Below are 24,850 nucleotides of genomic sequence, written 5' to 3'. Positions count from 1 at the left end.
CGTTTCGGTGAAACGGTGAAACGCTCTAGGCGCAGGTTACTCCGCCGGGAAGAAAGCCGGCCCGACCACCCTGACCGGCCGCGAGCCGGCCAATGGCTCGACCGACTGTCGCTGGGCGGCGCCCCTGGCCTCTGCAGCGTCTGCGCCAGGCTGGAGAAGTTGCGCCACGGTGCCAAGATCCGGCTTCGCTGACGGCAAAGGAATGATCGCGTTGGCCATATTGGCTGGCGTCACCGTGCGCGCTCTCAGCTCGGCAACGCGCCGGTGATAGCGCTTGAGGTCGCAGGCCCTGAAGTTCGCATCATTGCGATATTTGAAGGCCGTCGGCAGGTCCTTGTAGGATGTGCGCGTATCGAGCGCGACCATCTCTTCGGTTTCAAGGCTTGGGTCACTGAGCGTGTATAGGTCGACGCCGGCATCGTCGCAGATGTAGCGGCACTGATCGACCATCTCCTTGGCATCGCCGCCTTGCACGAACTGCGATTTCGGCGCCGGGAAGAAATAGCCGTCCGAGAGACGAACGCAAAACAGCATCGAATTGCTGCCGATCATGGCGCCAGCCGGACGCTGTCTTTGTTGCCCGGCGGCGGGCGTGCAGCCGAGCGCGACGAGCCTGGCCTGCAGTCCGGACGCATCCCGGCGCGAAATCGCGGCGCCGGCGATCTGGCGTTGCACCTGTGTGCGGCTTTTGGCGAGGTCGGCGCAAGCATTGAAGAAGCCCCCCACCGCACTTTGCGCCGTGCACCGGCGTTGCCTCTCCAGCCCCTGGATCGCCGCAAGCTGGCGACGTAGCTGCGCAAGCTCGGAGCTGATCCCGCCGCTGCGGCCGGACGGTGCCAGCTGGCTCCTGAGCGCGGCGCATGGATCGGCAAGGGAAGCCGAAATGCCGAGGACGCTTGCCGCTACCGACACCAGTGCAAAGGTCACGACAAGCCACAAACGCATCATCGGCGACACCTGGTTCCTTGTACCCCTGTGGAGCCGATCGCCGCTCCAGCCGATTGAGCCTCAATGCGGGAGGTAAGTCTAATTCAAGAGACGCCAGCAACCGCCAGGTATTTTATGCCGAGTGTATTATGCCGGTTCCTGTAAATTCGCTATTACACTTTTGTTTCAAGATGAGACGAAGCCAGGCTCGGGCGAGCCAGGCCGCCCGCAATCATCGATCCCGCGTTATCGGGCCCTTGCGGATGAAACCTTTCTCCGGTGTCTCGCGTTGTGTCGGGCAAAGGAGACGAAGATGTCTATTCACTTCACTGTCTCTGGCCTGACCAGGAACCTGTTCCACTCGCTGGGGCTGGACCATGAGCGGGCGCCGAGAGCGCTCGATCCCGAACAGAGCCTGTTGCTGGAATGCTATCTGGCCGGACAGATTCCGGAATCCGCCTGGGCCGACTACGTCTTCGAGACGCCGGAACTGCAGCGGCATGTCGATATCAGACGCCTGCACAACTGATCAGAGCAACTTCAGGAAAAGTGTGAGTCGTTTTTCCGGGAAAAGCGCGTAGCGCTTTCCCCTGGGAATTGCGTCAAGACAACGAGAGAGGGGGTCGCCGTTTCTGTGAAAACGGTGAAACGCTCGCCCGCTCGCCTACTGCTTGGGCGAAGCGAATTGCACGGTGAAGACATTGCCCGCGACGCCTTGCGCCAGCGTCGGCGAGAAGCTCAACGGCAGGCACTTTTGCAGGGCAGTGGTTGCGGCGTCGACGAACGACTTCCTGGTATCCGCATCGCCATCGACCTTGATCCTGATGTCAGACTTTACGGCATGAGACGGGCCTGATGGCGCATCGGCGAAAAGCAAAAGGCCGGCATTGCGCCGACCTTTCCCTTCACCCTTGCGCCAGTACATCCGTGGTCGCGCGGTGCCTTCAATAGACAGCGTTCTGGTTAATGAATCCTTAGCTTTACGCGCTGGCCTGCGACTTCACATAGGCGATGTAGCCGCGCACGTCGCCGGCCGGCTCGGCATAGGCCTTGCCGAGTTTCTTCTCCATCGCCGCGACATACTCCTTGGCCCATTTTGGCAGCGCATAGTCGATGACGGCCAGGAACTCCAGCGTCGATGCCAGGCGTATGTCGGCGATCGACGGGTGCTTGCCGCCGATGAACGGCTTGCCGTCCCTGAAGAAGGAGTGAAACACCTCCAGCGGCTCGGCAATCGCCGCCATGGCGGCCTTCTGCGCCTCGGACTTCTTCTCCGGATGAGCGTCGCTATGGCCGACCTCGCCGGCATAGTGCGGGAAACCCAGCGCCGGATAGGTGGCGCGCGCCACATAGGGGTAGAGCGTGCCGATCAGGTAGAACATGGCGCTGTCGACCATCGCCCGCTTGGCCGGTGCCTTGGGATAGAATTTCTCCAGCCCGTGCTTGTTGGCGAGATACTGCATGATGGCACAGCTCTCCCACAGCACGCCGCGCGGCAGCCCCTTGTCCTCGATCATCGGCGTCAGATGCGCCGGATTGCGCGCCATATATTCCGGCGACCGCGTGTGGCCCCAGGCGTCGGTCTCGGCGGCGTCGAACCCGGCTGCACGGGCAAACACCCGGACGGTCATGTTGTTGACGCTCGGCTTCAGCATCGAGAGCTTCAGCGCCGGTTTTTTCGCCGCCTTGACCTTCGGCGCGGATTTCTTGGCAGCCGGCTTTGTCGCGGCTTTCGCGGCCGGCTTCGCGGCTGCCTTAGGCGCGGCCTTTACGGCCGCCTTTGCGGCCGGCTTCGCTGCCGCTTTTGCTGCTGGCTTGGCCGCTGGTTTGCCAGCGCTCTTAACTGTCTTTGCCATTATGGTCCTCCCCTTTTTCTGGCCGTCAGTATGGATTCTTCGGCGTCCGGTCGTCCGACAAGGTCGCGCGCGACCGTTCGACCAGCGTCTGGATCGCGTCGGCAAGGTGCACTTCGGCGATGTTGTAGTCGCCGCGCGCAACGCGCAGCTTGTGCGCCTGCATCAGCACATCGGCGTGGGTGAAGCCGGCCGGCGGCTCAAAGCGATAGGACGCCAGCTCGATCAAGAGGCCGAGCGGATCCTCGAAATAGATCGAATCCATGAAGCCGCGATCCTTGACGCCGCTGTGCTTGATGGCGCGCTCGTCGAGCCGGGCGACCGCCTGCAGGAAGGTCACGCGCGACACCGAGAACGCAATATGATGGACGCAGCCCGGTTCGGTGGGCGTGCGCCGCTTGACCGGCGTGCGGCTCTCGTCGGTGAAGACGGTGATCAGCCTGCCGTCGCCGGGATCGAAATAAAGATGGCTTTCGCTTGGCTTGTCGAGGTTGGGCTGCTCGAAAATGAACGGCATGCCGAGCACGCCTTCCCAGAAATCGATCGAGGTCCGGCGGCCGGCGCCGACGAGCGTGATGTGATGGACGCCCTGCGACTGCAATTTCTGCATCGGTGTCCTCCTCCCCGACCCTCGCCTATGTTCTCCGGCGTCTTGCGCGCCGCAAAGAGCCCTTTGGCTAGGCTTCGTACAATGATGCTAGTGCAATTGGCAGCGCCGCGCCAGAAGCTCGCGGAGACTGCCGGCGCTGGATGGTGAAAGAGGCTTAAGGTTGCATGACCTGAGGCTACGCAACGGCTCTGAGTTCGGCCTCCGCCAGCGTGCCCAGGCCCGCGCATTCGGCGCATGCCATGGTCTGCCCGGGACAGCCGGCCCGATGCGTACCTTGCGGGCAGCAATGCCCTTTCGACTCACGCCATTTCAAGCAATCGAAAACCTGCCCGCTGCCGTGACAGCACGGGCATATCATTTTTGCCGAATTCATGCCTGCTATGCCAAACCAAATCCGCGTTGCCGCAGATGCTATCCCCGCACCGCAAGTAACAGAGATCGCTACGTGTTCAAGCGTCGCGGCCTGACTTAAATTGGGTGTATTCGGGTGCGCGGACTTGCCGAATTTCGCTGATGCCGCCGACCCTCGCGGTCACACGCGATCCGCGCGGCTGCTGCCCGAAATTTTCGATGATGCGGAAGGAAAGTCGTTGTTTGGTACGCCCAAGGGGAATCGAACCCCTGTTCCCGCCGTGAGAGGGCGGTGTCCTGACCGCTAGACGATGGGCGCGTTCAAGAACCGGCGATATAGGCTGACGGTTTGGAAAAAGCAACTGGGCTTCGAACCGCCGGACCGCTTCTGTGCAATCTCGGTTTGCGGACTTAGCGTTTCGGCTCGATCAGGTCCCACAGATTGCCGTAGAGATCGGCGAAAACCGCCACGGTGCCGTAAGGCTCATGGCGTGGCGTTTCGTGGAAATCGACGCCGTTTTCCAGCATCGTCGCATGGTCCCTGGCAAAATCATCGGTTTCGAGAAACAAAACCACGCGGCCGCCGGTCTGGTCGCCGACGCGGCTTTTCTGCACATCGTCCAACGCTTCCGCCAGAAGCAGCCGCGGGCCTTGCCCGGCCGACGGCGTCACCGTCACCCAGCGCTTGCCGTCACCGAGATCGATGTCGTCGCAGAGCGCAAAGCCAAGCTTGCCGACATACCAGGCAATCGCCTCGTCATAGTCGGCGACGACGAGCGTGATGGTTCCGATGCCGCGATGTTCGGCAAACCCGGTCATTGTTTCGGCCCGGCTATTTGTTGCGGATGGCGAAGCGGCCGATGATACGGCGCTCGGCGATGTCGTAGACGAAGACGGTGCGGCTGCCGTCGCTGAGCTCGGCGTCGATCGAAATGCGATTGCCCGACAGAGCCTGGCTGATCACCTTGGCTCCGACCGGGAGCACTATGTCGGCCGCGAGCGGCTCGCCGGGCGGAACTGGAATGTCGTTGGCGAGCGGCGGGTTCGCGGGCGGCGCTTTGCGCGATTTGTAGACAATGGCCGCGATCACCACCATAAGGGCCAGCAAAAGCAGGCCGAGATTGATGGCCATGAAACGGATGAGCCTGCCGCGCACCTTTTCGATCTCGGGATCGAGCGGCTTTTCTTCTTCATCGGCAACGGGCCGGGCCATGGCAGAACTTTCCGGAACTTTTTTCGATGAGCGCTCATAGCGAAGAGACCCGACAATTCATAGAGGCCGGCACCGATGCTGCCGGCCAGCGCCTCGACCAGTGGCTGGCGGGCGCCCTCGGGCCTGACATGTCGCGCAGCCGCGTGCAGATGCTGATCAAGCAGGGCGCGGTGTCCATCGACGGCAAGCCGGTCGACGAGACCAAGCGCAAGATGAGTGCTGGCGAGCGCGTATCGGTCGTCATGCCCGAGCCGGAACCGGCCGAACCGCAGGGCGAGGCCATCGCGCTCGACGTGCTTTATGAGGACGACGAGTTGATCGTCATCAACAAGCCGGCCGGCCTCGTCGTCCATCCCGGCGCCGGCAACTGGACCGGCACGCTGGTCAATGCCCTGATCCACCACTGCGGCGACAGTCTCTCAGGCATTGGCGGCGTCAGGCGGCCGGGCATCGTCCATCGGCTGGACAAGGAGACCAGCGGCGTCATGGTGGTGGCCAAGACCGACCGCGCCCACAAGGCGCTGTCGGAGGCCTTTGCCGACCACGGCCGCACCGGCGACCTCGAACGTGCTTATTTGGCGCTGGTCTGGGGAATCCCGTCGCGGCCGGCCGGAACGGTCGATGCGCCGCTTGGCCGTGCCGCCGACCGCGTGCGCCGCGCCGTCGTGCCGGAAGGCCGTGACGATGCCCGCCACGCCGTGACCAATTTCACCGTCAAGGAGCGTTTCGGCGAGGGCCAGCAGGCGTTCGCCACCGCCAGCCTGGTCGAATGCCGGCTGGAAACCGGCCGCACCCACCAGATCCGCGTCCACATGGCCCATATCGGCCATCCCGTCATCGGCGACCCCGATTACGGCCAGGCCTTCCGCACCAAGGCCAACCGGCTGCCCGAGCTGCTGAAGGGTCAGGTCAAGGCATTTTCCAGGCAGGCTTTGCATGCATGGCTCCTTGCATTTCGGCACCCGGCTACCCATTTATCGATGAGGTTCGAGGCGCCGATACCGGGGGACATGGAGGAACTCGTCGGCGGCTTCCGCAAGCTCTGAACCAGCCAGCTAAAACCTGAGCGGCATTGTTCACTTCAGCGTGACACACTGTTTCGTGTTGAACAAATGCCTGTCTTTTCTGGTTTTGTTCCTATATAAATCAGTTGTCGCGGGCGAGCCTTTTGGTGCTCGCGTCACATGCCCGCCGCGTTTCGGGGGCATCACTCCAATAGAGAGGGGGCGCAATCATGGCCCAGTCACTACCCAGTATTGTTTCCGGCGAAGGCGGCCTCAGCCGCTACCTGGAAGAAATCCGCCGCTTTCCCATGCTTCAGCCGCAGGAAGAGTACATGCTCGCCAAGCGCTACGCCGAGCATGAAGACACTTCCGCTGCGCACAAGCTCGTCACCAGCCATCTTCGGCTCGTCGCCAAGATCGCCATGGGCTATCGCGGCTACGGCCTGCCGATCGGCGAAGTGATCTCGGAAGGCAATGTCGGCCTGATGCAGGCCGTCAAGAAATTCGAACCCGAGCGTGGCTTCCGCCTCGCGACCTACGCCATGTGGTGGATCAAGGCCTCGATCCAGGAGTACATCCTGCGCTCGTGGAGCCTGGTCAAGATGGGCACGACCGCCAATCAGAAGCGCCTGTTCTTCAACCTGCGCAAGGTGAAGGGCAAGATCCAGGCGCTGGACGATGGCGACCTCAAGCCCGACCAGATCACCGAGATCGCCACCCGGCTGAACGTGTCGGAAGCTGAAGTCGTGTCGATGAACCGCCGCCTGTCGGGCGACGCGTCGCTGAACGCGCCGATCCGCGCCAGCGAAGGTGAATCCGGCGAATGGCAGGACTGGCTGGTCGATGACCACGAAAGCCAGGAAGACATGCTGATCGAGCAGGACGAGCTGGAAAACCGCCGCGGCATGCTGTCGGGCGCTCTGGCCGTGCTCAACGATCGTGAGCGGCGCATCTTCGAGGCCCGCCGCCTCGCCGAGGAGCCGCTGACGCTGGAAGAACTCTCGTCCGAGTTCGACATCAGCCGCGAGCGCGTGCGCCAGATCGAGGTGCGCGCCTTCGAGAAGGTGCAGGACGCGGTCAAGGCCGCCGCCAAGCGCCAGATGCAGGCGCTGCGCACGATCGAGGCGCAGCCCGCGGCGTAAAGCTGGGTTCGGTTACGAAACAAAAAGCGGCGCCAGGAAACTGGCGCCGCTTTTTTGTGGGTCCGCTGGTGGTTGGCGAAAACCGGGCGACAGCCAATCTCCCTCCTTGAGGGGGAGATGTCCGGCAGGACAGAGGGGGCGTGACGGAACGCCGCCTTTTCGTGCTAGCTACCCCCAACCGAACCAGCTCGATCACACAGCTAAAACCATTAGACGGGTCGGCGGGACAGCACCCCCCTCTGCCCTGCTGCCGGGCATCTCCCCCTCAAGGGGGGAGATTAGCTGTTCACCGACAGCACCCTCTCACAAACCATCAAGCGGAAACTTCAGATACCGCCTTCCATTGGCCTCCGGTTCCGGCAGCCGTCCACCATTCATGTTGACCTGCAGCGCATGCAGGATCAGCCGCGGCATCGGCAGTGTCTTGTCGCGCGCTTCGCGCAAGTCGACGAACTCGGCTTCGCTGCGCGCCGCAACGAGGTGGATATTCTTTGCCCTCTGCTCGGCGACCGTGCTCTCCCAGCACGGCTCGCGGCCGCCGGCCTGATAGTCGTGGCCGACAAACACCCGCGCTTCGTCCGGCAGCGCCAGAATGCCCTGGATCGAATGCCACAGCCGCGCGGCACTGCCGCCGGGAAAGTCCGTCCTTGCCGAGCCGCTGTCGGGCATGAACAGCGTGTCGTGGACGAAGGCTGCGTCGCCGATGACATAGGTGATCGAGGCGAGCGTGTGGCCGGGCGAGAACAGCACCTTGACCGGCAGGTTGCCGATCATGAACGTTTCGCCTTCCCCAAACAGCCGGTCCCACTGCGAGCCGTCTGCGGGGAAATCCGGCCAGTTGTAGATCGCCTTCCACAGCGCCTGGACTTCGACGATCCTGTCGCCGATCGCCGTCGGCGCGCCGGTCCTTTCCTTGAGATAGTGCGCCGCCGAGAAATGATCGGCATGCGGATGGGTGTCCAGGATCCACTCGAGCTCCAGCCCGTTTTCGCGGATAAAATCCAGCAAGGCGTCGGCATTCTTCGTCGCCGTCGCGCCGGATTTTTCGTCGAAGTCGAGGATCGGGTCGATGACGGCGCAGCGTCTCGTCACCGGGTCGGTGACGACATACTGGATGGCGCCGGTCGGCTTGTCGTAGAAGCCGGCGACCTCAGGTTTGGCCGAAGCGATGTCCAATGTCCGGCCCCCCTGCCCCTTGCCGACAGGAACCGTTTTCTCCGTCGGGTTGAACAAGAGCATGGTCATCTGGCAAAGCGCGCCGGTCAAGCACGCCTTGCCACAAATAGGACTGAAGCCCGAAATAGCTCCGACGGAGAAAACCTAGGCTGACGGCTGCTTGGTCTTCCTGAGATAGGGCAGGATCGTCTCGAAAGCGCCAAAACGCTTGACCGCATCTTCGTTCGAAACCGCGGCGGTGATGATCACATCCTCGCCCTGCTTCCAGTTGGCCGGCGTCGCCACCTGGTGCTTGGCGGTCAGCTGCATGGAATCGACCGCGCGCAGGATCTCGTCGAAGTTGCGGCCCGTCGTCATCGGGTAAGTCAGCACCAGCTTGATCTTCTTGTCCGGCCCGATGACATAGACCGAGCGCACCGTGGCGTTGTCGGCCGGCGTGCGGCCTTCCGACGTCTCGCCGGCGCCCGCCGGCAGCATGTCATAGAGCTTGGCGACCTTGAGGTCCTTGTCGCCGATCAGCGGGTAGTTCACCGTCTGGCCGGTCGCCGTCTTGATGTCGGCCTGCCACTTGTCGTGGCTCGCAACGGGATCGACGGAAATGCCGATGACCTTGACGTTGCGCTTCTTGAACTCGCCTTCGAGCCCCGCCATCGTGCCCAGCTCGGTGGTGCAGACCGGGGTGAAATTCTTCGGATGGCTGAACAGGATCGCCCAGCCGTCGCCGATCCAGTCATGAAACTTGATCGGCCCTTGCGTGGTCTCGGCGGTGAAGTCAGGCGCGATGTCGTTGATACGAAGGCTCATGGCATTATTTCCCCAGCAACAGATTTCGTCAGGAGCGGCCGTGGACGGCGTCAACGCTCCGGCATTCCCGCATCTTAGCGCAAAAATCGCGGCTGCAGGACAATAGGAAACTATTATTGGCGACGGAACGAGCACTTTCGTTCTACGGACCGACGTTGGGCCGACAATCTTTCGTTTGTGCGGGGAAGGCTCAGGCCTTGTTGACCGCCAGCGACGTGGCCAGGTCTTCCATGCGCTGGGCGAGCGCGCCGAGCGCGCTGGTCAGCACGGTGTCGTTCTTGTCGGCCTTGGTCAGCGCTTCGTCGCGAGTCTTGCGCAGCGTCTGCACTTCGGTCTCCATGCCCTTGACCCGCTTCTGCAGCTCCGAAAGCTCGTCCATCACCATGATGCCGGCCATCACCGTCAGCCGCTGGTCGCCGATCTCGCCGAACGAATCCTTCAGATGCGAGACATAACGGTCGAACCGCTCGGCGAGGTCGATCAGGTGCTCTTCCTGACCCTCGTCGCAAGCCATGCGATACTGCTTGCCGTCGATGGAAACCGTGACCTGTGCCATGGCCTGCAGCTCCTACCTGTCCAGCACCGCGCGGATGGTTTCCATGGCGGTCACCAAGCGGCGCGACACTTCCTTGTTGGCATCTTCCAGCCGTTCGGCGCGGGCTTCGGAATTGTCGAGTTCCTGCGCCAGCCGTGAACGGTCGGCGTTCATGCGCTGCACCTCAGCCTCGGCTTCGGAATAGTCGCGCTCGTGCTCGAGCTTGGCCGCGACGGCGTTTTCCAGCCCCTCGATGGCCTTGCCCAGCCTGTGGATGACTTCCTTGAGTGTGGTTTCGCCGGTCATGGCCTTCGTCCTGTGCCCTGCCCATCACCGAATCGCTTCGCGTTCAGAACGCGTTAACAAGGAAACATTAGGCACCGGGTGAAGGCAACGTCAACAAAGCTCTCGCGACTGTCCCCCGCTAACGCTAATGTAGGTCGCCCCATAAGGTCTCAAAGCCATCACAAGACCGGCAAATGTGCAGCCGATTTGTTGACTAAAAGCCCGTGGCTGCTATGTGTCGCGCACTCTTTCCTGGGCTCTGCCAAGCCCACAAATTCCCACCCCGGAGGTACCATGACGTCGCGTGAACAACATGACCGGATGGCCAATGCGATCCGTTTTCTCTCCATGGACGCCGTCGAGAAGTCCCAGTCCGGCCATCCCGGCCTGCCCATGGGCTGCGCCGACATCGCCACAGTGCTGTTCACCCGCTTTCTGAAATATGATCCGAAGAACCCCCATTGGCCGGACCGAGACCGCTTCATCCTGTCGGCCGGCCATGGTTCTATGCTGCTCTACTCGCTGCTGCATCTGACCGGTTACGAGGACATGACCCTCGACCAGATCAAGCATTTCCGCCAACTGGGTTCCAAGACTGCCGGCCATCCCGAATACGGCCATGCCACCGGCATCGAGACGACGACCGGCCCGCTCGGCCAGGGTCTCGCCAATTCGGTCGGCTTCGCGCTCGGCGAGCGCATCATGAACGCCGCCTTCGGCAACGACCTCGTCGACCACTACACCTATGTGCTGGCCGGCGACGGCTGCCTGATGGAAGGTGTTTCCCAGGAAGCCATTGCGCTGGCCGGCCACCTCAAGCTCAACAAGCTGATCGTCTTCTGGGACAACAACAACATCTCGATCGACGGTCCGGTTTCGCTTGCAGACAACACCGACCAGGTCGCCCGCTTCCAGGCCTCGGGCTGGAACGCCAGTCACATTGACGGCACCGACCCCGAGGCGATCGCCTACGCCATCGAAGCCGCCCGCCATTCCGACAAGCCGACGATGATCGCCTGCAAGACGACCATCGGCTTCGGCGCCCCGACCAAGGCCGGCACCAACAAGGCCCACGGTTCGCCGCTCGGCGCCGACGAGATCGCAGGCGCGCGGAAATTCTTCAACTGGGACTCGCCGCCCTTCGAAATTCCGGCCGACATTCTCGACGCCTGGCGCACCGCCGGCAAGGCCGGCGTCAAGCCGCGCACCGACTGGGAAGGCCGCCTGGCCAAGGCCAAGCCTGAGTTGAAGACCGAGTTCGAGCGCCGCCTCGCCGGCAAGCTGCCGTCGAATTTCGATGCCGTCATTGCCGACTACAAGAAGAAGCTGTCGGCCGACAAGCCGAAGGTCGCCACCCGCAAATCGTCGGAAATGGCGCTGGAAGTCATCAATGGCGCGGTGCCGGAAACCATCGGCGGCTCTGCCGACCTCACCGGCTCCAACAACACCAAGACCAGCCAGACCAAGAACATCACGCCGGACGATTACGGCCAGCGCTATGTCCACTACGGCATCCGCGAGCATGGCATGGCGGCCGCCCTCAACGGCCTGACGCTGCATGGCGGCCTCATCGCCTATGGTGGCACCTTCATGTGCTTCTCCGACTATGCCCGTCCGTCGATGCGGCTGGCGTCGCTGATGGGCATCCGCTCGATCTTCGTCATGACCCATGATTCGATCGGTTTGGGCGAAGACGGCCCGACCCACCAGCCGGTCGAGCACCTGGCGGCGCTCCGCGCCATCCCCAACCACAATGTCTTCCGCCCGGCCGACGCGGTGGAAACCGCCGAATGCTGGCAGATCGCCATTGAATCGGAAAAGACCCCGTCCACCCTGGCGCTGACCCGCCAGAACCTGCCGACGGTGCGCACCGAGCACTCGGCCAGGAACCTCAGCAGCCAGGGCGCCTATGAACTGGCCGCGGCGAGCGGCGAAGCGGCGGTGACGATCTTCGCCACCGGCTCCGAGGTCGAGATCGCGCTCGGCGCCCGTGATTTGCTTGAAAAGCATGGGCACCCGACCCGCGTCGTCTCGGTGCCTTGCTTCGAACTGTTCGACCAGCAGAGCGACGCCTACCGCAAGGAGACGATCGGCAACGCGCCGATCAAGATGGCGATCGAGGCCGGCATCCGCCAGGGCTGGGATCACCTGATCGGCTCCGACGGCATCTTCATCGGCATGACCGGCTTCGGCGCTTCCGGCACCATCGAGCAGCTCTACCCGCATTTCGGCATCACCGCCGAAGCCGCGGCCAAGGCGGCGGAAGCCCGCCTGCACGGCAAGTAAGATCAGGGTCAGTCCCGCGCACCTCCAAGGCGGATTCGCGGGGCTGGACCAACCTAATCGATTTAAATTCGGCCTTCTGCGGCTGGATTCTTGTGCCATCCGCCGCTATGAAGCTGCGGACCCATCTGCCGCCTCCAGCTCCCAGGGAGAGTAAAATGACCGTCAGAGTTGCCATCAACGGATTTGGCCGCATCGGCCGCAACATCCTGCGCGCCATCCATGAATCCGGCCGCAAGGACATCGACGTCGTCGCCGTCAACGACCTCGGCCCGGTCGAGACCAACGCGCATCTGCTGCGCTATGACAGCGTGCACGGCCGCTTCCCGCACGAAGTGTCGGTCTCGGGCGACCAGATCACCGTCGGCAAGGAGACCTTCAAGGTCACCGCGATCAAGGACCCGGCGCAGCTGCCGTGGAAGGAGCTCGGCATCGACATCGCGCTCGAATGCACCGGCATCTTCACCGCCCGCGACAAGGCTGCCGCGCATTTGACCGCCGGCGCCAAGCGCGTCGTCGTCTCCGCGCCTGCCGAAGGTGCTGACCTCACCGTCGTCTACGGCATCAACCACGACAAGCTGACCAAGGACCACATCGTCATTTCGAATGCGTCCTGCACCACCAACTGCCTGGCGCCGCTGGCCGCAGTGCTGCACGAGACCGTCGGCATCGAAAAGGGCATGATGACGACGATCCACTCCTACACCGGCGACCAGCCGACGCTGGACACCATGCACAAGGATCTCTACCGCGGCCGCGCGGCTGCCCTGTCGCAGATCCCGACCTCGACCGGTGCGGCCAAGGCGATCGGCCTGGTGCTGCCCGACCTCAAGGGCAAGCTCGACGGCATCTCGATCCGCGTGCCGACCCCCAACGTCTCGGTTGTCGACTTCAAGTTCATCGCCAAGCGCGCCACCACCGTGCAGGAGATAAACGAAGCGGTGATCGCTGCCTCCAACGGCAAGCTGAAGGGCATTCTCGGCGTCACCCATCATCCGAATGTGTCGATCGACTTCAACCACGATCCGCGCTCGTCGATCCTGGCGCTCGACCAGACCAAGGTCATGGACGGCAACTTCGTTTCGGTGCTGTCCTGGTACGACAATGAGTGGGGCTTCTCCAACCGCATGGCCGACACCTCGGTCGCCTTCGGCAAGACCATCGCCTGACCTGAAGGCATCGTCTCGCAGCTTCGAACGCCCGGCTGTGCCCGGGCGTTTTTCGTCAGCGCGCCGGGCAAGGCGCGCCGAGCCGCCAAACGCCGGAAAATCAGCGGCATAAGGCAAAAAGCCATCCTTGCGCCTTGCACCGGCCATGCCTTCGCCCCACTCTCCCGTGAATCGGTAGAAAGAGGAATTCGAGGGGCAAATCACGGATGGAGCATGCGATCTATCTCGTCACGCTAGTCGGCACAGCGCTAGTCGTCGCCGCAGCGTTCTCGAGCCTGATCGCCTTCCGCTTCGGCGCCCCGTTGCTGCTGCTCTTCCTCTGCATCGGCCTCGCCAGCGGCGTCGATGGTCTCGGCATCGAATTCGACAATGCGCGCGTGGCATATTTTGCCGGCTCGCTGGCGCTGGCGGTCATCCTGTTCGATTCCGGTTTCGGCACGCCGCTCAACGCGCTGCGCCAGGCGGCCGGACCGGCGGTGTCGCTGGCGACCTTCGGCGTAATCCTGACCACTGGCCTGTTCGGCGCCGCCGCCTATTACCTGCTCGACCTCAGCTGGCTGGAATCCTTCCTGCTCGGCGCCGCGGTCGCCTCGACCGATGCGGCGGCCGTCTTCTTCCTGCTACGCGCCGGCGAGATCAATCTGCGCGAACGCGTGCGCGCGACACTGGAAGTCGAATCCGGCACCAACGACCCGATCGCCATCTTCCTGACCATCACGCTGGTCGAGATCATCGCCGCCCACGCCAATCCCGAGACCCATGTGCTGGTCACCGACCTGATCCTCGGCTTCCTGCTCAATATGGGGCTCGGCGCCGTCGTCGGCGTGCTTGGCGGGCTCGGCATCGTGCGCCTCGTCGACCGGCTCAACCTTGACCATGGCTTGCTGCCGATCTTCGTGCTGACCCTGTCACTGATGGTGTTCGCCGCGGCCGGCGCCATTGGCGGCTCGGGCTTCCTGGCGGTCTATCTCGCCGGGCTCATTGCCGGCAACTCCGACATCCGCGCCGTCACCATCCTGAAGCGCTTCCAGGACGGCATGTCGTGGCTGGCACAGATCATCATGTTCCTGATCCTCGGCCTGTTCGCGACACCCTCGCAGTTTGCGGCGATCATGGTGCCGGCGGTGCTGCTCGGCCTATTCCTGATGTTTGTCGCGCGCCCTGTCGCCGTCTGGCTCTGCCTGATCCCGTTCCGCCTGCCGCGTCCCGAGATCGCCTTCGTCTCCTGGGTCGGCCTGCGCGGCGCCGTGTCCATCCTGCTTGCCATCACCCCGCTGCTCGGCGGACTGGAGAACGGCCGCACCATCTTCAACGTCGCCTTCATCATCGTGCTGGTATCGCTGGTGGTGCAGGGCTGGTCGGTCGGTCCGCTGGCGCGCCGGCTCGGCCTGATCGTGCCGGCGAGGCTCGGGCCGCTCGACAAGGTCGAACTCGAACTGCCGGGCTCCGCCCATCACGAACTGCTCGCCTACCGCGTGGCGCCCGGCAGCCCGGTGGCGCGCGGCGAGCGTATCCCGCGCTGGGCACGGCCCTCGTTGGTGCTGCGCGACGGCCGCTCGATGCGTTTCCAGGACATGGGCCGGCTCGCGGCCGGCGACCAGGTTTATATCTTCGTGCCCGACCGCTATCCGCGCCTGCTTGACAAGCTGTTTGCCAGCCGCGCCGTAGTCGACCCCGAGGATGCCGACTTCTTCGGCGCCTTCGCCGTCGATCCCGCCCGCTCGGCCGCAGAGCTCGAGGCCGCATACACTCCGGGATTGAGCGAAGCCGAGCAGAAGCTCACCGTCGGCGCGCTGGTGACGGCGCGGCTCGGCGGCCATGCCGAATATGCCGACCGGGTGCTGATCGGCCCGATCGAATTGATCGTCCGCGACGTCGACGACAAGGGCAAGATCACCGGTCTCGGCCTCTCTTTCGAGCCGACCGCGCCGGTGGCGCGGGTTCCGGTGTTCCTGAGCGCCGGCGAGATCGGCGATCGGGTCTCCGCCTTCATCCGCAACTGGCACAAGCCGACCGAGACGCAGACTGCAGAGGCGATAGCCAATGAGAAGGCCCTTGAGCCGACGGCGGAAAAGATAACGACCGAAGGCTGACAAGCGATCCGTTCACGCTGACGTCCCGCATCATCACGACAGCCTTCGCCTTGATCTCAAAATTTAGCTCGCACCCCGGCTCAAGCCTTGCATCGTCATCGATGCGAGGTATGGTCCCGGCGATTTTTCACGGAAAGGTATCAGCATGGCCGCCTTCAAGACACTCGACGATATCGGCAATATCAGCGGCAAGCGCGTGCTGGTGCGCGTCGACCTCAACGTTCCCGTCGCCGACGGCAAGGTCACCGACGCCACCCGAATCGAACGCATCGCACCGACCATCGCCGAACTGTCCGGCAAGGGCGCCAAGGTCATCCTGCTCGCGCATTTCGGCCGCCCGAAGGATGGTCCCTCGCCCGAATTCTCGCTGGAGCCGATCGCCAAGGCTGCCGCGGAGGTGCTTGGCCGCCCCGTCGGCTTTGCCGGCGACTGCGTCGGCGACACGGCGGGCAGTGCGGTCGCCGCCATGAACAAGGGCGATGTGCTGCTGCTGGAAAACACCCGCTTCCACAAGTCCGAGGAGAAGAACGATCCTGATTTCACAGAGCGGCTCGCCGCCAATGGCGATATCTTCGTCAACGACGCCTTTTCCGCCGCCCACCGGGCGCACTCCTCGACCGAAGGCCTGGCGCGGCTGTTGCCGTCCTATGCCGGCCGCACCATGCAGGCCGAGCTCGAGGCGCTGGAGAAGGGGCTCGGCAATCCGGTCCGCCCTGTCGTCGCCATTGTCGGCGGCGCCAAGGTGTCGACCAAGATCGACTTGTTGATGAACCTGGTGAAGAAGGTCGACGCGCTGGTGATCGGCGGCGGCATGGCCAACACTTTTCTCGCCGCGCGTGGCACCGCTGTCGGCAAGTCGCTGTGCGAGCATGACCTTGCCGCGACCGCCAAGCAGATCATGATCGAGGCCGCCGAAGCCGGCTGCGCCATCATCCTGCCTGTCGACGGTGTCGTCGCCAAGGAATTCAAGGCAGGCGCGGCCAGCGAGACCGTTGCCATTGCGGATGTCCCGGCTGACGGCATGATCCTCGATGTCGGCGAAAAGACCGTGAAGACGATCGGCGAATGGATCGACCGCGCCGCGACCCTGGTCTGGAACGGCCCGCTTGGCGCCTTCGAGATCGAGCCTTTCGACCACGCCACGGTGGCTGCGGCAAAGCACGCGGCGGCCCGCACCAGGGCCGGCAAGCTGGTCTCGGTCGCCGGTGGCGGCGACACGGTGGCCGCCCTCAATCATGCCGGCGTCGCCGACGACTTCACCTATGTCTCGACCGCCGGCGGCGCTTTCCTCGAATGGATGGAAGGCAAGCCGCTGCCCGGCGTCGACGTGCTGAAGAAACAAGCCTGACCGGATCGGGGGCGCAAAAACGGACGCCAGGAACTTTCAATTCGATTCGAGCTTTCCGATCCCATTCCTTTGGCGGTAGACTTCCGTTACGCGCGGAACGTACCCCCTTAGGAGAAGAAAAATGAGCGAACGTCTCGAAGACATTGCCGCCGCGATGGTGGCCGGCGGCAAGGGCCTGCTGGCCGCCGATGAGAGCTCCGGCACCATCAAGAAGCGCTTCGACGTTATCGGCGTCGAATCGACCGCCGATAGCCGCCGCGACTACCGCGAGATGATGTTCCGCGCCAAGGACGCGATGACGAAGTACATCTCCGGCGTCATTCTCTACGACGAGACCATCCGTCAGAAGGCTGCCGACGGCACGCCTCTGGTCGACATCATCAAGGCGGCGGGCGCCATCCCCGGCATCAAGGTCGACGCCGGCGCCAAGCCGCTGGCCGGCTTTCCCGGCGATACCGTTACCGAAGGCCTCGACGGCTTGCGCGAGCGGCTCGCGGATTATTACAAGCTCGGCGCCCGCTTTGCCAAATGGCGCGCGGTGATCGACATCGACAGCGGCAAGGGCGTGCCCTCGGCCAATTCGATTGCCTCCAATGCCCATGCGCTGGCCCGCTATGCCGCACTTTGCCAGGAGGCCGGCATCGTGCCGATCGTCGAACCGGAAGTGCTGATGGACGGCGCGCACGACATTGACACCTGCTACGACATCTCGAAGGCAACGCTGATCAAGCTCTATGACGAGCTGCATGCGGCGCGCGTTGTGCTGGAAGGCACCATCCTGAAGCCGAACATGGTGCTGGCCGGCAGGAAATCAGGCAAGGTGAGCAGCCCCGAAGAGGTCGCGGAAAAGACCATAAAACTGTTTCGCGAAACCGTACCGGCAGCGGTGCCGGGCATCGCCTTCCTTTCGGGCGGGCAGTCGGACGAGGAGGCTACCGCCAACCTCAACGCCATCAACGCCATCGGGCCGCATCCGTGGAAGCTGACCTTCTCCTATGGCCGCGCCTTGCAGGCCGCCCCGCAAAAGGCCTGGAGCGGCAAGGCATCGAACGTCGCCGCCGGCCAGGCCGCCTTCACCCATCGTGCCCACATGAACCATCTGGCGGCGCTGGGACAATGGACGGCGAGCCTCGAACAGGCCGCCTGAGCGCAGTCCTCCCGTTGTCATACAACCCGGGCCGATGCGCCCGGGTTTTGTTTATGCAAAGCCCGGCTTGGACGGAGTTCGTTCATCCTTATCTACCTTTCGGCAAAAGCTGACAGCGATGTCGGTTTCTGCCCACCCCAAACGTCCTTGGGTGAACAGACAGGGAGAACTTCATGACTCGCAACAAGGTGGTTTCGCGTGAAGACTGGTTTGAGGCGCACAAGGCATCTGGCGCGCGAGAAGGAATTGACACGGTTGCGTGAGCGCATCGCCGCCGAGCGGCGTGAACTGCCCTGGATGAAAATCCGCAAGGACTATGTCTTCGAGACCGAGCAGGGTCCGAAGAACCTGGCCGGACTGTTCGGCGCCAACAGCCAACTGATCGTCTACCACTTCATGATGACGCCAGGATCGAACCATCGCTGCGAAGGCTGCTCCTTCCTTGCCGACCATATAGACGGCGCCGATCAGCATCTCAGGCACCACGACGTGTCGCTGGTGGTGGTTGCGCGCGCGCCGCTGGCGGAACTGCTGCCTTACAAGCAGCGTATGGGCTGGAAATTCGACTGGGTGTCGTCCTACGCCTCGGATTTCAACTTCGACATGCAGGTCTCCTTCACCGACAAGCAGATCGCGGGCGGCGACACCACCTACAATTTCGAGACGCGTCCGCGCACGTCAAAGGACCTTCCCGGCACCAGTGTTTTCTACAAGGAAGAGAACGGCGACATATTCCTTACCTTTATGTCGCGCGCCCGCGGCGGCGAGGCCCAGATCGGCACTTACGACTATCTCGACATGACACCGAAGGGCCGCGGCGAAAATGGCCCTTATCATAGCCTGATGGACTGGGTGCGGTTGCATGACGAATATCAGGACAAGCAGGCGGACAAGCCGAACTGCTGCGACTAGAAGCTCGTTCACCTCAGGCGAAACTTGCGCTAAGGCTGCCGCTGATCTCTAAACGGTATCGCCATGCGCTTCCCGGCCCTTCTTACCTGGCTCGCCTACCCCGTTTATGTCTGGCAGGGCCTCGGCGTTCGCCGCCGCACCACCCGCATGCTGCCGGCACAAGGGCCGGTCATGCACGAAATATCGGGCAAGGCGCCGGCCATCTCGCTGCTGGTGCTGGGCGATTCCTCGGCCGCTTCCGTCGGCATCGGCAATTCCGAGAACGGGCTTGCCGCGCAGCTTGCCATGCTGGTCGCACAACGAACCGGCCTTGCCGTGCGCTGGCGCGCCGCCGGATTCAACTCGGCAACGTCGGGCCAGATCCGCGACCATGTGCTGCCCAATCTGTCGGCCGATCGGTGGACGCATATAGTGCTGGCCATCGGCACCAACGACACCAAGAATTTCCACTCGGTGCCGCGCTTCAAGAAAGAGTTCGGCGGCCTGCTTTACGCGCTGCGCGCCAAATGGCCGGAGGCCCGCGTCGTCTGGTCGCCGGTGCTGGAATTCACCCGTGCGCCGGCCATGCCGCCGCTGCTCGGCAAGATACTCGAAATCCGCGCTACCGCAATGAACCGCATGGGCGAGCGCCTCTGTTTCGAGCGCGGCGCCGTGCCGGCGCCACGGCTGCCGATCACCAACCCTGAGGCCGGCTTTGCCTCCGATGGCTTTCATGCCTCGGAAGCCGGTTACCGCGCCTGGGCCGAACATCTGGTCGGATGGGTGCTCGCCGATTGACCTGAGGGGGCACAAGCTCGGACTGGTGGGCTTCAGAGAACTGACGTGAGTGTTTCCAAATACTGTTGATTGCAGCCTGCTTCCAATGGATCTGAGCCAGAATATCATCCAGCAGCAATGGATGAGCTACGGCCTGGATTCCGAAACCGGCAACGACACCTGCACGCTGACCGGCAACCGCGCCGAATCGAGCAAGCATGTCATTCCGGCCGGCCCGGCCAACGCCACGCCTTTTATTGCGGCGAACCTGCCGGAATTCATGACGACGCGCGGTGGCGATTACTTCTTCGTGCCCAGCCTCAACGCCATCCGGATGATTGCCATGGGAACGGTGGACCCGACCTGACCCTCAAGGCTATGCCCAGTGCCCCAGCGCACCCGCCAGCGCGATGGCCGCCATGGCGATCAGGGCCAGCTTCCAGAAATCGCCGCGCCGCTTCAGGCCCGGCCAGCCGAGCGGCTTGATCAGCTGAATGGCCATCATGCCGATGATGACGAGCGCGAGGAGTTTCGACATGCCCGCCTTTGAGCAGCATCGCGACAGGCTGTCAAAGCGGTTCTTGCATGGTCTCGGTCGACTTGGCCATTCCTGACAAAAGGCTCGTTTCCGAACCGACCGCCAAGCACCTCGCAGCTTTCTTCAACGAGCTGACATGCTCCTGACAGACTGCTGTCAGGAGGGGTATGCGATAGTGTCTCCATCAGAGAAGAGGAGATGGTCATGAACAGCTTTGGTATTTTGAACAGCGTACAGCACTATGTCGGCAAGATCCGCACGATGCGCAATGAAGTCCGTACCCAGCGCTTCCTGAACTCCTTGCCGGCGGACATCCGCAAGGACATTGGCTGGCCGGATATGTATGAGGGTCACAGCCGCATTCGCGAGATCTGAGGCGTTTTACATGACAATGCTTGGATGCGGACCCCGCAACGCCCGGATCATTGACATGGACCCCCGGGCGGCGACGCCTTGGGCTGGCGCAAAGACTTTTGGCGCCTGCTACGGACAATGCTGAAGGCTCCTGACAGAATGCTGTCAGGAGCACCATGCCATAAACGTGTCAGGAGACATGAATGGTGAAAAGCTGGAACGACAGGCTGAACACGCCGGGCGTCAACGGCGTGAAGCCGACGCCACGCACAATGGGCGACGTCGTCGAGGGCCAGCCGATGCTGGTGCCGACGGCCCGTCAGGTCGATGATTTCATCCGCACGATCCCCAACGGCCTCGAGATGGATGTACGCGCCTTGCGCACCGCGCTCGCCATCGAGCATGGGGCGCAAGTGACATGTCCGGTCACCATCGGCTATCATCTGCGAACCGTCGCCGAAGCCGCCAATGAGGATCTCGAACGCGGCATGACGCTGAACGATATCACGCCGTACTGGCGTGTGCTCGACGTGAACACGCCGACAACGAAGAAGTTGTCCTTCGGCGCGGAATTCGTCGCCGTGCAGCGCAAGCGCGAAGGACTTAAACCATAATGCGTGTCGCCCAAAAGTGCGCAGCGGTTTTTGGGAGAACGACAAGCATAAAACAGGACATGGATGTCACCCGGAACCGGTTTTGGGACCATGACATTCATAGACAAGCAGCCGAGGGACCATACGATGCGACGTGCCGACAGGCTCTTTCAGATCGTGCAGCACCTGCGTGGCGGCCGGCTGGTCACCGCCCAGAAGCTCGGCACATGGCTCGAGGTTTCCGAGCGGACCATCTACCGCGATATCGCCGATTTGCAGTCGACCGGAGTGCCGATCGACGGCGAGGCCGGCGTCGGCTACATGATGAGGGAGGGTTTCGACCTTCCGCCGCTGATGTTCACGCGTGACGAAATCGTCGCGCTGGTCGCCGGCGCCCGCATGGTGCGGGCCTTTGGCGGCGCGGCCATGGCGCGTGCGGCCGACGAGGCGCTGGTCAAGATCGGCGCCGTCCTGCCCGACGCCGAGAAGGACCGCATCGCCCGCACCGAGATCCACACGCCGATGTGGGTGGTGAGCGACGCCGCGCGTGAGGCGATCGACGTGATCGAGCGCGCTGTCGAGAAGCGACAGGTGCTGACCATCGACTACCGCGACGAGGCCGGCCGCGGCACCGGGCGTGACATCCGTCCGCTCGGTCTGTGGTTCTGGGGCAAGGTATGGACGCTGGTTGCCTGGTGCGAGATGCGCGACGATTTCCGCGCCTTCCGCATCGACCGCATCGCCTCGGTGGTCATCGCCGGCCGCATCTTCAAGCCTGAGCGCGGCAAGCAGCTTGCCGACTTCTACCGCGCCGTCGAACGCTCGGAGGACTATGGCATGACGCCGGACCGGGCGGCGCGCAGCTGAGACTTCGATAATCATTGAAAAAGCCCGCTCCAAGCGGGCTTTTTTGATGAACTGTCGCAAACCTTACTCGTCGTCCGCATCTTCCTTCTTGGACTTGAGCGCCGAGAGCTTGGCGAACACGGCGTTTGCGTCGAGCTCGGCATCCTCGTCCTTCGGCTTCTCCGGCGCCGGCACCAGGCGCTCGGTCACGGCAGCCGGCAGCAGCGTGTCGCCGACAGGCTGCGCCTGCTCGCGGCCGCGCGAGGCGCGGTTGACTTCCATGTCGAGGTCGATCTGCGAAGCGAGACCCAGCGTCACCGGGTCCATCGGCTGCAGATTGGCCGAATTCCAGTGCTTGCGCTCGCGGATCTGTTCGATCGTCGACTTGGTCGTGCCGACCAGGCGCGAAATCTGCGCGTCCTTCAATTCCGGATGGTTGCGGACCAGCCACAGGATGGCGTTGGGCCGGTCCTGGCGCTTCGACAGCGGTGTGTAGCGGGGACCCTTGCGCTTGGATTCCGGCACCCGCACCTTGGGGTCGGACAGTTTCAGGCGCTGGTTCGGATCCTTCTCGGCGCGCGCGATCTCGTCGCGGGTCAGCTGTCCGGTCATGATCGGATCCATGCCCTTGATGCCCTGCGCCGATTCGCCGTCGGCGATCGCCTTGACCTCGAGCGGATGCAACCCGCAGAACTGCGCGATCTGCTCGAAGGAAAGCGCGGTGTTGTCGACCAGCCAGACGGCGGTCGCCTTGGGCATCAGCAGCGTATTGGCCATTTCAAAAATCCTTCTCGTTCGCCCGCGTTCCCGCGCGGGCGGTGGTTTAGAGCCACCAAAATGGGAAATTCGCGGCCTGTATAACCGCTCCGCTGCCGTTTCGCAATGTTTTTGGCGCAGGGCGCAGCCGTCGGACACCGGACAGCGGGGGAGGCCAGGAGGACCTCGGCTCCGGCGATCATTGATGCCGAGTTGTACAGGGGGTCCAAAACGACAAAACCCGCCGGACAGGGTCCAGCGGGCTCGGAACCGGCGACGGGATACCGTCTGCGGCGGCTCTTGCTTCTGCCGCGTGGTCAGGCCTCATCGGCCGACCAGGCTTCGAATTAGATGGCTTTGCGGGCAATCCTCTCGATGTCGCCGCGGCTGATGCCGAGGTCGCTGAGCTGACGGGCGTTGAGCTTGTTCAGCTCGCGCACGGTTTCGTTGTACATACGCCAGTTACGGAAAGCGCGGATCGGGTTCATGGTTGTCCTCCAGTTGTTGGATCAAATCGTTTCGATGACGCTTAGATAGGCAGTGCTGCCCACGAATTGAACAGACGTCTTTGCATAGCCGCAATGCAAATGCTGCATTGCAGCATTAAGCTTCTGTTCATCTTGCCGACAGGCTGAGCGCGGAGCATGGGGCGAGATTCAGGCCAGGCCGAGCCGAGAATGGCGGCTCCCGAGAACCGGCCTACGCCGGCCGTAGCCTTAACTGCCGCAACCCTCATGAGGGCTTCGGCCGGCGAAGGCCGGAAGCGCAGGGAGCCGCCATTCGCAGGCCGGCCTCACCTGAATCTCGCCCCATCTAGCCGACGTCGAGAACGATCTTGCCTATATGCTCGCCCTCTTCCAGGCGCTCATGCGCCCGCCAGGCGTCGGTCAGCGGGAAGATCATGTCCATCACCGGCGCTACCTTCCGGGTGCCGAGCAGCGGCCACACCTGTGCTTCCAGTGCGGCGGCGAGCGCCGCCTTGAACTCGACCGTGCGAGGCCGCAGCGTCGAGCCGGTGTGGGTCAGCCGCTTGACCATGATTTTCGAGAAATCGGCGCTCGCCACCGCGCCGGCCTGGACGGCGATCTGGACGATCCTGCCCTCGACCGCGGCGGCCTCGTAGTTGCGCGCGATATAGTCGCCGCCGACCATGTCGAGAATGACGTCGGCCCCCTTGCCGCCGGTCGCATCCTTGACCGCCGCGACGAAATCCTCCTCGCGGTAGTTGATCGCCCGGTCGGCGCCGAGCTTCAGGCAGGCGTCGCATTTTTCCTTGCTGCCGGCGGTGGTGACGACATAGGCGCCGAAGGCCGACGCCAGCTGGATCGCCGTGGTGCCGATGCCCGATGAGCCGCCATGGACCAGCAGCGTCTCACCCTTTTTCAGGCCGCCGCGCTCGAACACATTGTGCCAGACGGTGAAATAGTTTTCCGGAACCGCGGCCGCCTCCGTGTGGGTGAAGCCGGCGGGCAGCGGCAGCACGCTGCCGGCATGAACCTTGACATATTCGGCATAACCGCCCCCCGGCGTCAGCGCGCAGACCCGGTCGCCGATGCGCCAGCGCGATATCTCGTCGCCAAGGGCGGCCACTTCGCCCGATGCCTCGAGACCGGGCAGGTCGGAAGCGCCGGGCGGCGCCGGATAGGCGCCCTTGCGCTGCTGCACGTCGGGGCGGTTGACGCCGGCCGCACGCACCCGGATCAGGATTTCGCCGGGACCAGGCACCGGCACGTCGCGCGTTTCCGGTTTCAGCACCCGCGGCCCGCCCGGTTGCGAGATTGCAATGGCCGTCATCGTGGCTGGAATTTTATGTCCGCTCGCCATGAAATTTCCCGTCTCGGTCCGCCGGCTGCCAGCTTCTTGCCGGCTGTTTGCATCTACGCCCCTGCCCTATGTATGCTGATTGCCGGATCAGGCAAATGGCCAAATCAGCCCCAATACTGAATAGGGAGGAGCGACGATGGCGATCTTCGACGACGAACCCAAGAAGAAAGCCCGCCCGCATGAGATCGGACAGGATCTGTCGCTGCTTTCGGTCGGTGACCTGACCGAACGGATCAGCATCCTGCGCGAGGAGATTGCCCGGCTCGAAGCCGAGCTCCAGACCAAGGGCAGCACCAAATCGGCGGCCGAAGCCCTGTTTCGCCGCGGCTAG

Annotated in this window: 28 protein-coding genes, 1 tRNA gene and 1 pseudogene; 15 read left to right on the top strand and 15 right to left on the bottom strand. The window is 63.3% G+C overall.

Features of this window, described 5'->3' with window-relative positions; all coding sequences use genetic code 11:
- Nucleotides 1-36 precede the first annotated feature (36 nt).
- A complete protein-coding gene (locus NKH54_RS08060) occupies nt 37-948 on the bottom strand; it encodes a DUF2865 domain-containing protein (RefSeq protein WP_023754145.1) in 912 nt (303 codons plus the stop codon).
- 292 nt (nt 949-1,240) lie between these two features.
- Between NKH54_RS08060 and NKH54_RS08055 the strand changes: the two genes are divergently transcribed.
- Nucleotides 1,241-1,456, top strand: coding sequence for a hypothetical protein (locus NKH54_RS08055; protein ID WP_023696431.1), 216 nt, complete (start codon nt 1,241-1,243; stop codon nt 1,454-1,456).
- A gap of 135 nt (nt 1,457-1,591) precedes the next feature.
- Here the strand turns inward: NKH54_RS08055 and NKH54_RS08050 are convergent, their stop codons facing one another.
- The 6 genes from NKH54_RS08050 to NKH54_RS08025 all read right to left on the bottom strand — a co-directional run bounded on the left by NKH54_RS08050 (nt 1,592) and on the right by NKH54_RS08025 (nt 4,954).
- The gene (locus NKH54_RS08050) at nt 1,592-1,852 is read right to left on the bottom strand and encodes a UCP034077 family protein (RefSeq protein ID WP_032887139.1); all 261 of its coding nucleotides are present in this window, start codon (nt 1,850-1,852) and stop codon (nt 1,592-1,594) included.
- A 55-nt stretch (nt 1,853-1,907) separates the two neighbouring features.
- Nucleotides 1,908-2,783, bottom strand: a complete 876-nt coding sequence (locus NKH54_RS08045) for a glutathione S-transferase family protein (RefSeq protein WP_023670119.1) — start codon at nt 2,781-2,783, stop codon at nt 1,908-1,910.
- Between the two features lie 25 nt (nt 2,784-2,808).
- Nucleotides 2,809-3,390, bottom strand: coding sequence for a VOC family protein (locus tag NKH54_RS08040; RefSeq protein WP_023670120.1), 582 nt, complete (start codon nt 3,388-3,390; stop codon nt 2,809-2,811).
- Between the two features lie 595 nt (nt 3,391-3,985).
- Nucleotides 3,986-4,060: transfer RNA gene (locus NKH54_RS08035), tRNA-Glu, on the bottom strand.
- A gap of 92 nt (nt 4,061-4,152) precedes the next feature.
- A complete protein-coding gene (locus tag NKH54_RS08030) occupies nt 4,153-4,560 on the bottom strand; it encodes a VOC family protein (protein WP_353027981.1) in 408 nt (135 codons plus the stop codon).
- 13 nt (nt 4,561-4,573) lie between these two features.
- Nucleotides 4,574-4,954, bottom strand: a complete 381-nt coding sequence (locus NKH54_RS08025) for a fimbrial protein (RefSeq protein ID WP_353002787.1) — start codon at nt 4,952-4,954, stop codon at nt 4,574-4,576.
- A 26-nt stretch (nt 4,955-4,980) separates the two neighbouring features.
- Between NKH54_RS08025 and NKH54_RS08020 the strand changes: the two genes are divergently transcribed.
- Together NKH54_RS08020 and rpoH are read left to right on the top strand one after the other, a co-directional pair.
- Nucleotides 4,981-6,000: an RluA family pseudouridine synthase gene (locus NKH54_RS08020; RefSeq protein ID WP_353027980.1), complete on the top strand. Its 1,020-nt coding sequence runs from the start codon at nt 4,981-4,983 to the stop codon at nt 5,998-6,000.
- 188 nt (nt 6,001-6,188) lie between these two features.
- Nucleotides 6,189-7,100, top strand: coding sequence for an RNA polymerase sigma factor RpoH (rpoH, locus tag NKH54_RS08015; RefSeq protein WP_023670124.1), 912 nt, complete (start codon nt 6,189-6,191; stop codon nt 7,098-7,100).
- Between the two features lie 303 nt (nt 7,101-7,403).
- Here rpoH and NKH54_RS08010 read toward each other — a convergent pair whose 3' ends face one another.
- The 4 genes from NKH54_RS08010 to NKH54_RS07995 form a co-directional block, all read right to left on the bottom strand.
- Complete coding sequence (locus tag NKH54_RS08010) at nt 7,404-8,276, bottom strand: MBL fold metallo-hydrolase (protein ID WP_502907494.1); 873 nt, start codon at nt 8,274-8,276, stop codon at nt 7,404-7,406.
- A 144-nt stretch (nt 8,277-8,420) separates the two neighbouring features.
- Nucleotides 8,421-9,080, bottom strand: coding sequence for a peroxiredoxin (locus NKH54_RS08005; RefSeq protein ID WP_023670126.1), 660 nt, complete (start codon nt 9,078-9,080; stop codon nt 8,421-8,423).
- Between the two features lie 190 nt (nt 9,081-9,270).
- Nucleotides 9,271-9,636 (bottom strand): cell division protein ZapA, encoded by a 366-nt coding sequence (locus tag NKH54_RS08000; protein WP_023670127.1) that lies wholly within the window; start codon nt 9,634-9,636, stop codon nt 9,271-9,273.
- Between the two features lie 12 nt (nt 9,637-9,648).
- Entirely contained in the window at nt 9,649-9,921 is a 273-nt protein-coding gene (locus NKH54_RS07995; protein WP_023670128.1) for a DUF4164 domain-containing protein, read from the bottom strand.
- Nucleotides 9,922-10,194: 273 nt separating this feature from the next.
- Here NKH54_RS07995 and tkt point away from each other — a divergent pair, with 273 nt between their 5' ends.
- From tkt to NKH54_RS07955, 8 genes and pseudogenes are all read left to right on the top strand, one after another.
- Nucleotides 10,195-12,186, top strand: coding sequence for a transketolase (tkt, locus tag NKH54_RS07990; RefSeq protein ID WP_023715027.1), 1,992 nt, complete (start codon nt 10,195-10,197; stop codon nt 12,184-12,186).
- Nucleotides 12,187-12,341: 155 nt separating this feature from the next.
- Nucleotides 12,342-13,352: a type I glyceraldehyde-3-phosphate dehydrogenase gene (gap, locus tag NKH54_RS07985; RefSeq protein WP_023683984.1), complete on the top strand. Its 1,011-nt coding sequence runs from the start codon at nt 12,342-12,344 to the stop codon at nt 13,350-13,352.
- Nucleotides 13,353-13,558: 206 nt separating this feature from the next.
- A complete protein-coding gene (locus NKH54_RS07980; protein WP_353027979.1) occupies nt 13,559-15,445 on the top strand; it encodes a potassium/proton antiporter in 1,887 nt (628 codons plus the stop codon).
- A gap of 145 nt (nt 15,446-15,590) precedes the next feature.
- On the top strand, nt 15,591-16,793 hold the full coding sequence (locus tag NKH54_RS07975) for a phosphoglycerate kinase (RefSeq protein ID WP_353027978.1): 1,203 nt from the start codon (nt 15,591-15,593) through the stop codon (nt 16,791-16,793).
- Nucleotides 16,794-16,914: 121 nt separating this feature from the next.
- Nucleotides 16,915-17,940, top strand: coding sequence for a class I fructose-bisphosphate aldolase (locus tag NKH54_RS07970; RefSeq protein WP_353027977.1), 1,026 nt, complete (start codon nt 16,915-16,917; stop codon nt 17,938-17,940).
- A gap of 173 nt (nt 17,941-18,113) precedes the next feature.
- Nucleotides 18,114-18,852: pseudogene (locus tag NKH54_RS07965) on the top strand (DUF899 domain-containing protein).
- A gap of 63 nt (nt 18,853-18,915) precedes the next feature.
- A complete protein-coding gene (locus tag NKH54_RS07960) occupies nt 18,916-19,629 on the top strand; it encodes an SGNH/GDSL hydrolase family protein (protein WP_353027976.1) in 714 nt (237 codons plus the stop codon).
- Nucleotides 19,630-19,750: 121 nt separating this feature from the next.
- Nucleotides 19,751-19,975, top strand: coding sequence for a hypothetical protein (locus NKH54_RS07955; protein ID WP_156933971.1), 225 nt, complete (start codon nt 19,751-19,753; stop codon nt 19,973-19,975).
- 9 nt (nt 19,976-19,984) lie between these two features.
- Here the strand turns inward: NKH54_RS07955 and NKH54_RS07950 are convergent, their stop codons facing one another.
- Nucleotides 19,985-20,146: a hypothetical protein gene (locus NKH54_RS07950; RefSeq protein ID WP_023683991.1), complete on the bottom strand. Its 162-nt coding sequence runs from the start codon at nt 20,144-20,146 to the stop codon at nt 19,985-19,987.
- A 204-nt stretch (nt 20,147-20,350) separates the two neighbouring features.
- Here NKH54_RS07950 and NKH54_RS07945 point away from each other — a divergent pair, with 204 nt between their 5' ends.
- The 3 genes from NKH54_RS07945 (at nt 20,351) to NKH54_RS07935 (ending at nt 21,960) form a co-directional block, all read left to right on the top strand.
- Nucleotides 20,351-20,521 (top strand): hypothetical protein, encoded by a 171-nt coding sequence (locus NKH54_RS07945; protein WP_023670139.1) that lies wholly within the window; start codon nt 20,351-20,353, stop codon nt 20,519-20,521.
- Nucleotides 20,522-20,703: 182 nt separating this feature from the next.
- A complete protein-coding gene (locus NKH54_RS07940) occupies nt 20,704-21,114 on the top strand; it encodes a hypothetical protein (protein WP_031199867.1) in 411 nt (136 codons plus the stop codon).
- Nucleotides 21,115-21,240: 126 nt separating this feature from the next.
- Nucleotides 21,241-21,960 (top strand): helix-turn-helix transcriptional regulator, encoded by a 720-nt coding sequence (locus NKH54_RS07935; protein ID WP_023683994.1) that lies wholly within the window; start codon nt 21,241-21,243, stop codon nt 21,958-21,960.
- A 63-nt stretch (nt 21,961-22,023) separates the two neighbouring features.
- On the opposite strand, the gene NKH54_RS07930 is transcribed toward NKH54_RS07935, so the two are convergent.
- The 3 genes from NKH54_RS07930 to NKH54_RS07920 all read right to left on the bottom strand — a co-directional run bounded on the left by NKH54_RS07930 (nt 22,024) and on the right by NKH54_RS07920 (nt 24,519).
- Nucleotides 22,024-22,716: a DUF1013 domain-containing protein gene (locus NKH54_RS07930; RefSeq protein ID WP_023670142.1), complete on the bottom strand. Its 693-nt coding sequence runs from the start codon at nt 22,714-22,716 to the stop codon at nt 22,024-22,026.
- A gap of 326 nt (nt 22,717-23,042) precedes the next feature.
- The gene (locus NKH54_RS07925) at nt 23,043-23,183 is read right to left on the bottom strand and encodes a DUF1127 domain-containing protein (protein WP_023670143.1); all 141 of its coding nucleotides are present in this window, start codon (nt 23,181-23,183) and stop codon (nt 23,043-23,045) included.
- Between the two features lie 325 nt (nt 23,184-23,508).
- Nucleotides 23,509-24,519: an NAD(P)H-quinone oxidoreductase gene (locus NKH54_RS07920; protein WP_032893124.1), complete on the bottom strand. Its 1,011-nt coding sequence runs from the start codon at nt 24,517-24,519 to the stop codon at nt 23,509-23,511.
- A 136-nt stretch (nt 24,520-24,655) separates the two neighbouring features.
- Here NKH54_RS07920 and NKH54_RS07915 point away from each other — a divergent pair, with 136 nt between their 5' ends.
- Nucleotides 24,656-24,850 (top strand): DUF1192 domain-containing protein, encoded by a 195-nt coding sequence (locus tag NKH54_RS07915; protein ID WP_023670145.1) that lies wholly within the window; start codon nt 24,656-24,658, stop codon nt 24,848-24,850.

The sequence above is a fragment of the Mesorhizobium sp. M1004 genome (genome assembly GCF_040318795.1).
GTDB lineage: Bacteria > Pseudomonadota > Alphaproteobacteria > Rhizobiales > Rhizobiaceae > Mesorhizobium.
Note: the sequence above shows the minus strand (reverse complement) of the source record. Positions and strands in the feature narration are given on the sequence as shown.

Bases quoted from the DNA above. Each gene is read 5' to 3' on its own strand.
- NKH54_RS08040 (WP_023670120.1), bottom strand. From the start codon at position 3,390: ATGCAGAAATTGCAGTCGCAGGGCGTCCATCACATCACGCTCGTCGGC.
- NKH54_RS07980 (WP_353027979.1), top strand. From the start codon at position 13,559: ATGGAGCATGCGATCTATCTCGTCACGCTAGTCGGCACAGCGCTAGTC.
- NKH54_RS07915 (WP_023670145.1), top strand. From the start codon at position 24,656: ATGGCGATCTTCGACGACGAACCCAAGAAGAAAGCCCGCCCGCATGAG.
- NKH54_RS07930 (WP_023670142.1), bottom strand. From the start codon at position 22,716: ATGGCCAATACGCTGCTGATGCCCAAGGCGACCGCCGTCTGGCTGGTC.
- tkt (WP_023715027.1), top strand. From the start codon at position 10,195: ATGACGTCGCGTGAACAACATGACCGGATGGCCAATGCGATCCGTTTT.
- NKH54_RS07950 (WP_023683991.1), bottom strand. From the start codon at position 20,146: ATGTCGAAACTCCTCGCGCTCGTCATCATCGGCATGATGGCCATTCAG.
- NKH54_RS07955 (WP_156933971.1), top strand. From the start codon at position 19,751: ATGAGCTACGGCCTGGATTCCGAAACCGGCAACGACACCTGCACGCTG.
- NKH54_RS07935 (WP_023683994.1), top strand. From the start codon at position 21,241: ATGCGACGTGCCGACAGGCTCTTTCAGATCGTGCAGCACCTGCGTGGC.
- NKH54_RS07970 (WP_353027977.1), top strand. From the start codon at position 16,915: ATGAGCGAACGTCTCGAAGACATTGCCGCCGCGATGGTGGCCGGCGGC.
- NKH54_RS07920 (WP_032893124.1), bottom strand. From the start codon at position 24,519: ATGGCGAGCGGACATAAAATTCCAGCCACGATGACGGCCATTGCAATC.
- NKH54_RS08055 (WP_023696431.1), top strand. From the start codon at position 1,241: ATGTCTATTCACTTCACTGTCTCTGGCCTGACCAGGAACCTGTTCCAC.
- NKH54_RS08050 (WP_032887139.1), bottom strand. From the start codon at position 1,852: ATGTACTGGCGCAAGGGTGAAGGGAAAGGTCGGCGCAATGCCGGCCTT.
- NKH54_RS08025 (WP_353002787.1), bottom strand. From the start codon at position 4,954: ATGGCCCGGCCCGTTGCCGATGAAGAAGAAAAGCCGCTCGATCCCGAG.
- NKH54_RS07945 (WP_023670139.1), top strand. From the start codon at position 20,351: ATGAACAGCTTTGGTATTTTGAACAGCGTACAGCACTATGTCGGCAAG.
- NKH54_RS08020 (WP_353027980.1), top strand. From the start codon at position 4,981: ATGAGCGCTCATAGCGAAGAGACCCGACAATTCATAGAGGCCGGCACC.
- NKH54_RS08000 (WP_023670127.1), bottom strand. From the start codon at position 9,636: ATGGCACAGGTCACGGTTTCCATCGACGGCAAGCAGTATCGCATGGCT.
- gap (WP_023683984.1), top strand. From the start codon at position 12,342: ATGACCGTCAGAGTTGCCATCAACGGATTTGGCCGCATCGGCCGCAAC.
- NKH54_RS07995 (WP_023670128.1), bottom strand. From the start codon at position 9,921: ATGACCGGCGAAACCACACTCAAGGAAGTCATCCACAGGCTGGGCAAG.
- NKH54_RS07925 (WP_023670143.1), bottom strand. From the start codon at position 23,183: ATGAACCCGATCCGCGCTTTCCGTAACTGGCGTATGTACAACGAAACC.
- rpoH (WP_023670124.1), top strand. From the start codon at position 6,189: ATGGCCCAGTCACTACCCAGTATTGTTTCCGGCGAAGGCGGCCTCAGC.
- NKH54_RS08060 (WP_023754145.1), bottom strand. From the start codon at position 948: ATGATGCGTTTGTGGCTTGTCGTGACCTTTGCACTGGTGTCGGTAGCG.
- NKH54_RS07940 (WP_031199867.1), top strand. From the start codon at position 20,704: ATGGTGAAAAGCTGGAACGACAGGCTGAACACGCCGGGCGTCAACGGC.
- NKH54_RS08005 (WP_023670126.1), bottom strand. From the start codon at position 9,080: ATGAGCCTTCGTATCAACGACATCGCGCCTGACTTCACCGCCGAGACC.
- NKH54_RS07960 (WP_353027976.1), top strand. From the start codon at position 18,916: ATGCGCTTCCCGGCCCTTCTTACCTGGCTCGCCTACCCCGTTTATGTC.
- NKH54_RS08045 (WP_023670119.1), bottom strand. From the start codon at position 2,783: ATGGCAAAGACAGTTAAGAGCGCTGGCAAACCAGCGGCCAAGCCAGCA.
- NKH54_RS07975 (WP_353027978.1), top strand. From the start codon at position 15,591: ATGGCCGCCTTCAAGACACTCGACGATATCGGCAATATCAGCGGCAAG.
- NKH54_RS08030 (WP_353027981.1), bottom strand. From the start codon at position 4,560: ATGACCGGGTTTGCCGAACATCGCGGCATCGGAACCATCACGCTCGTC.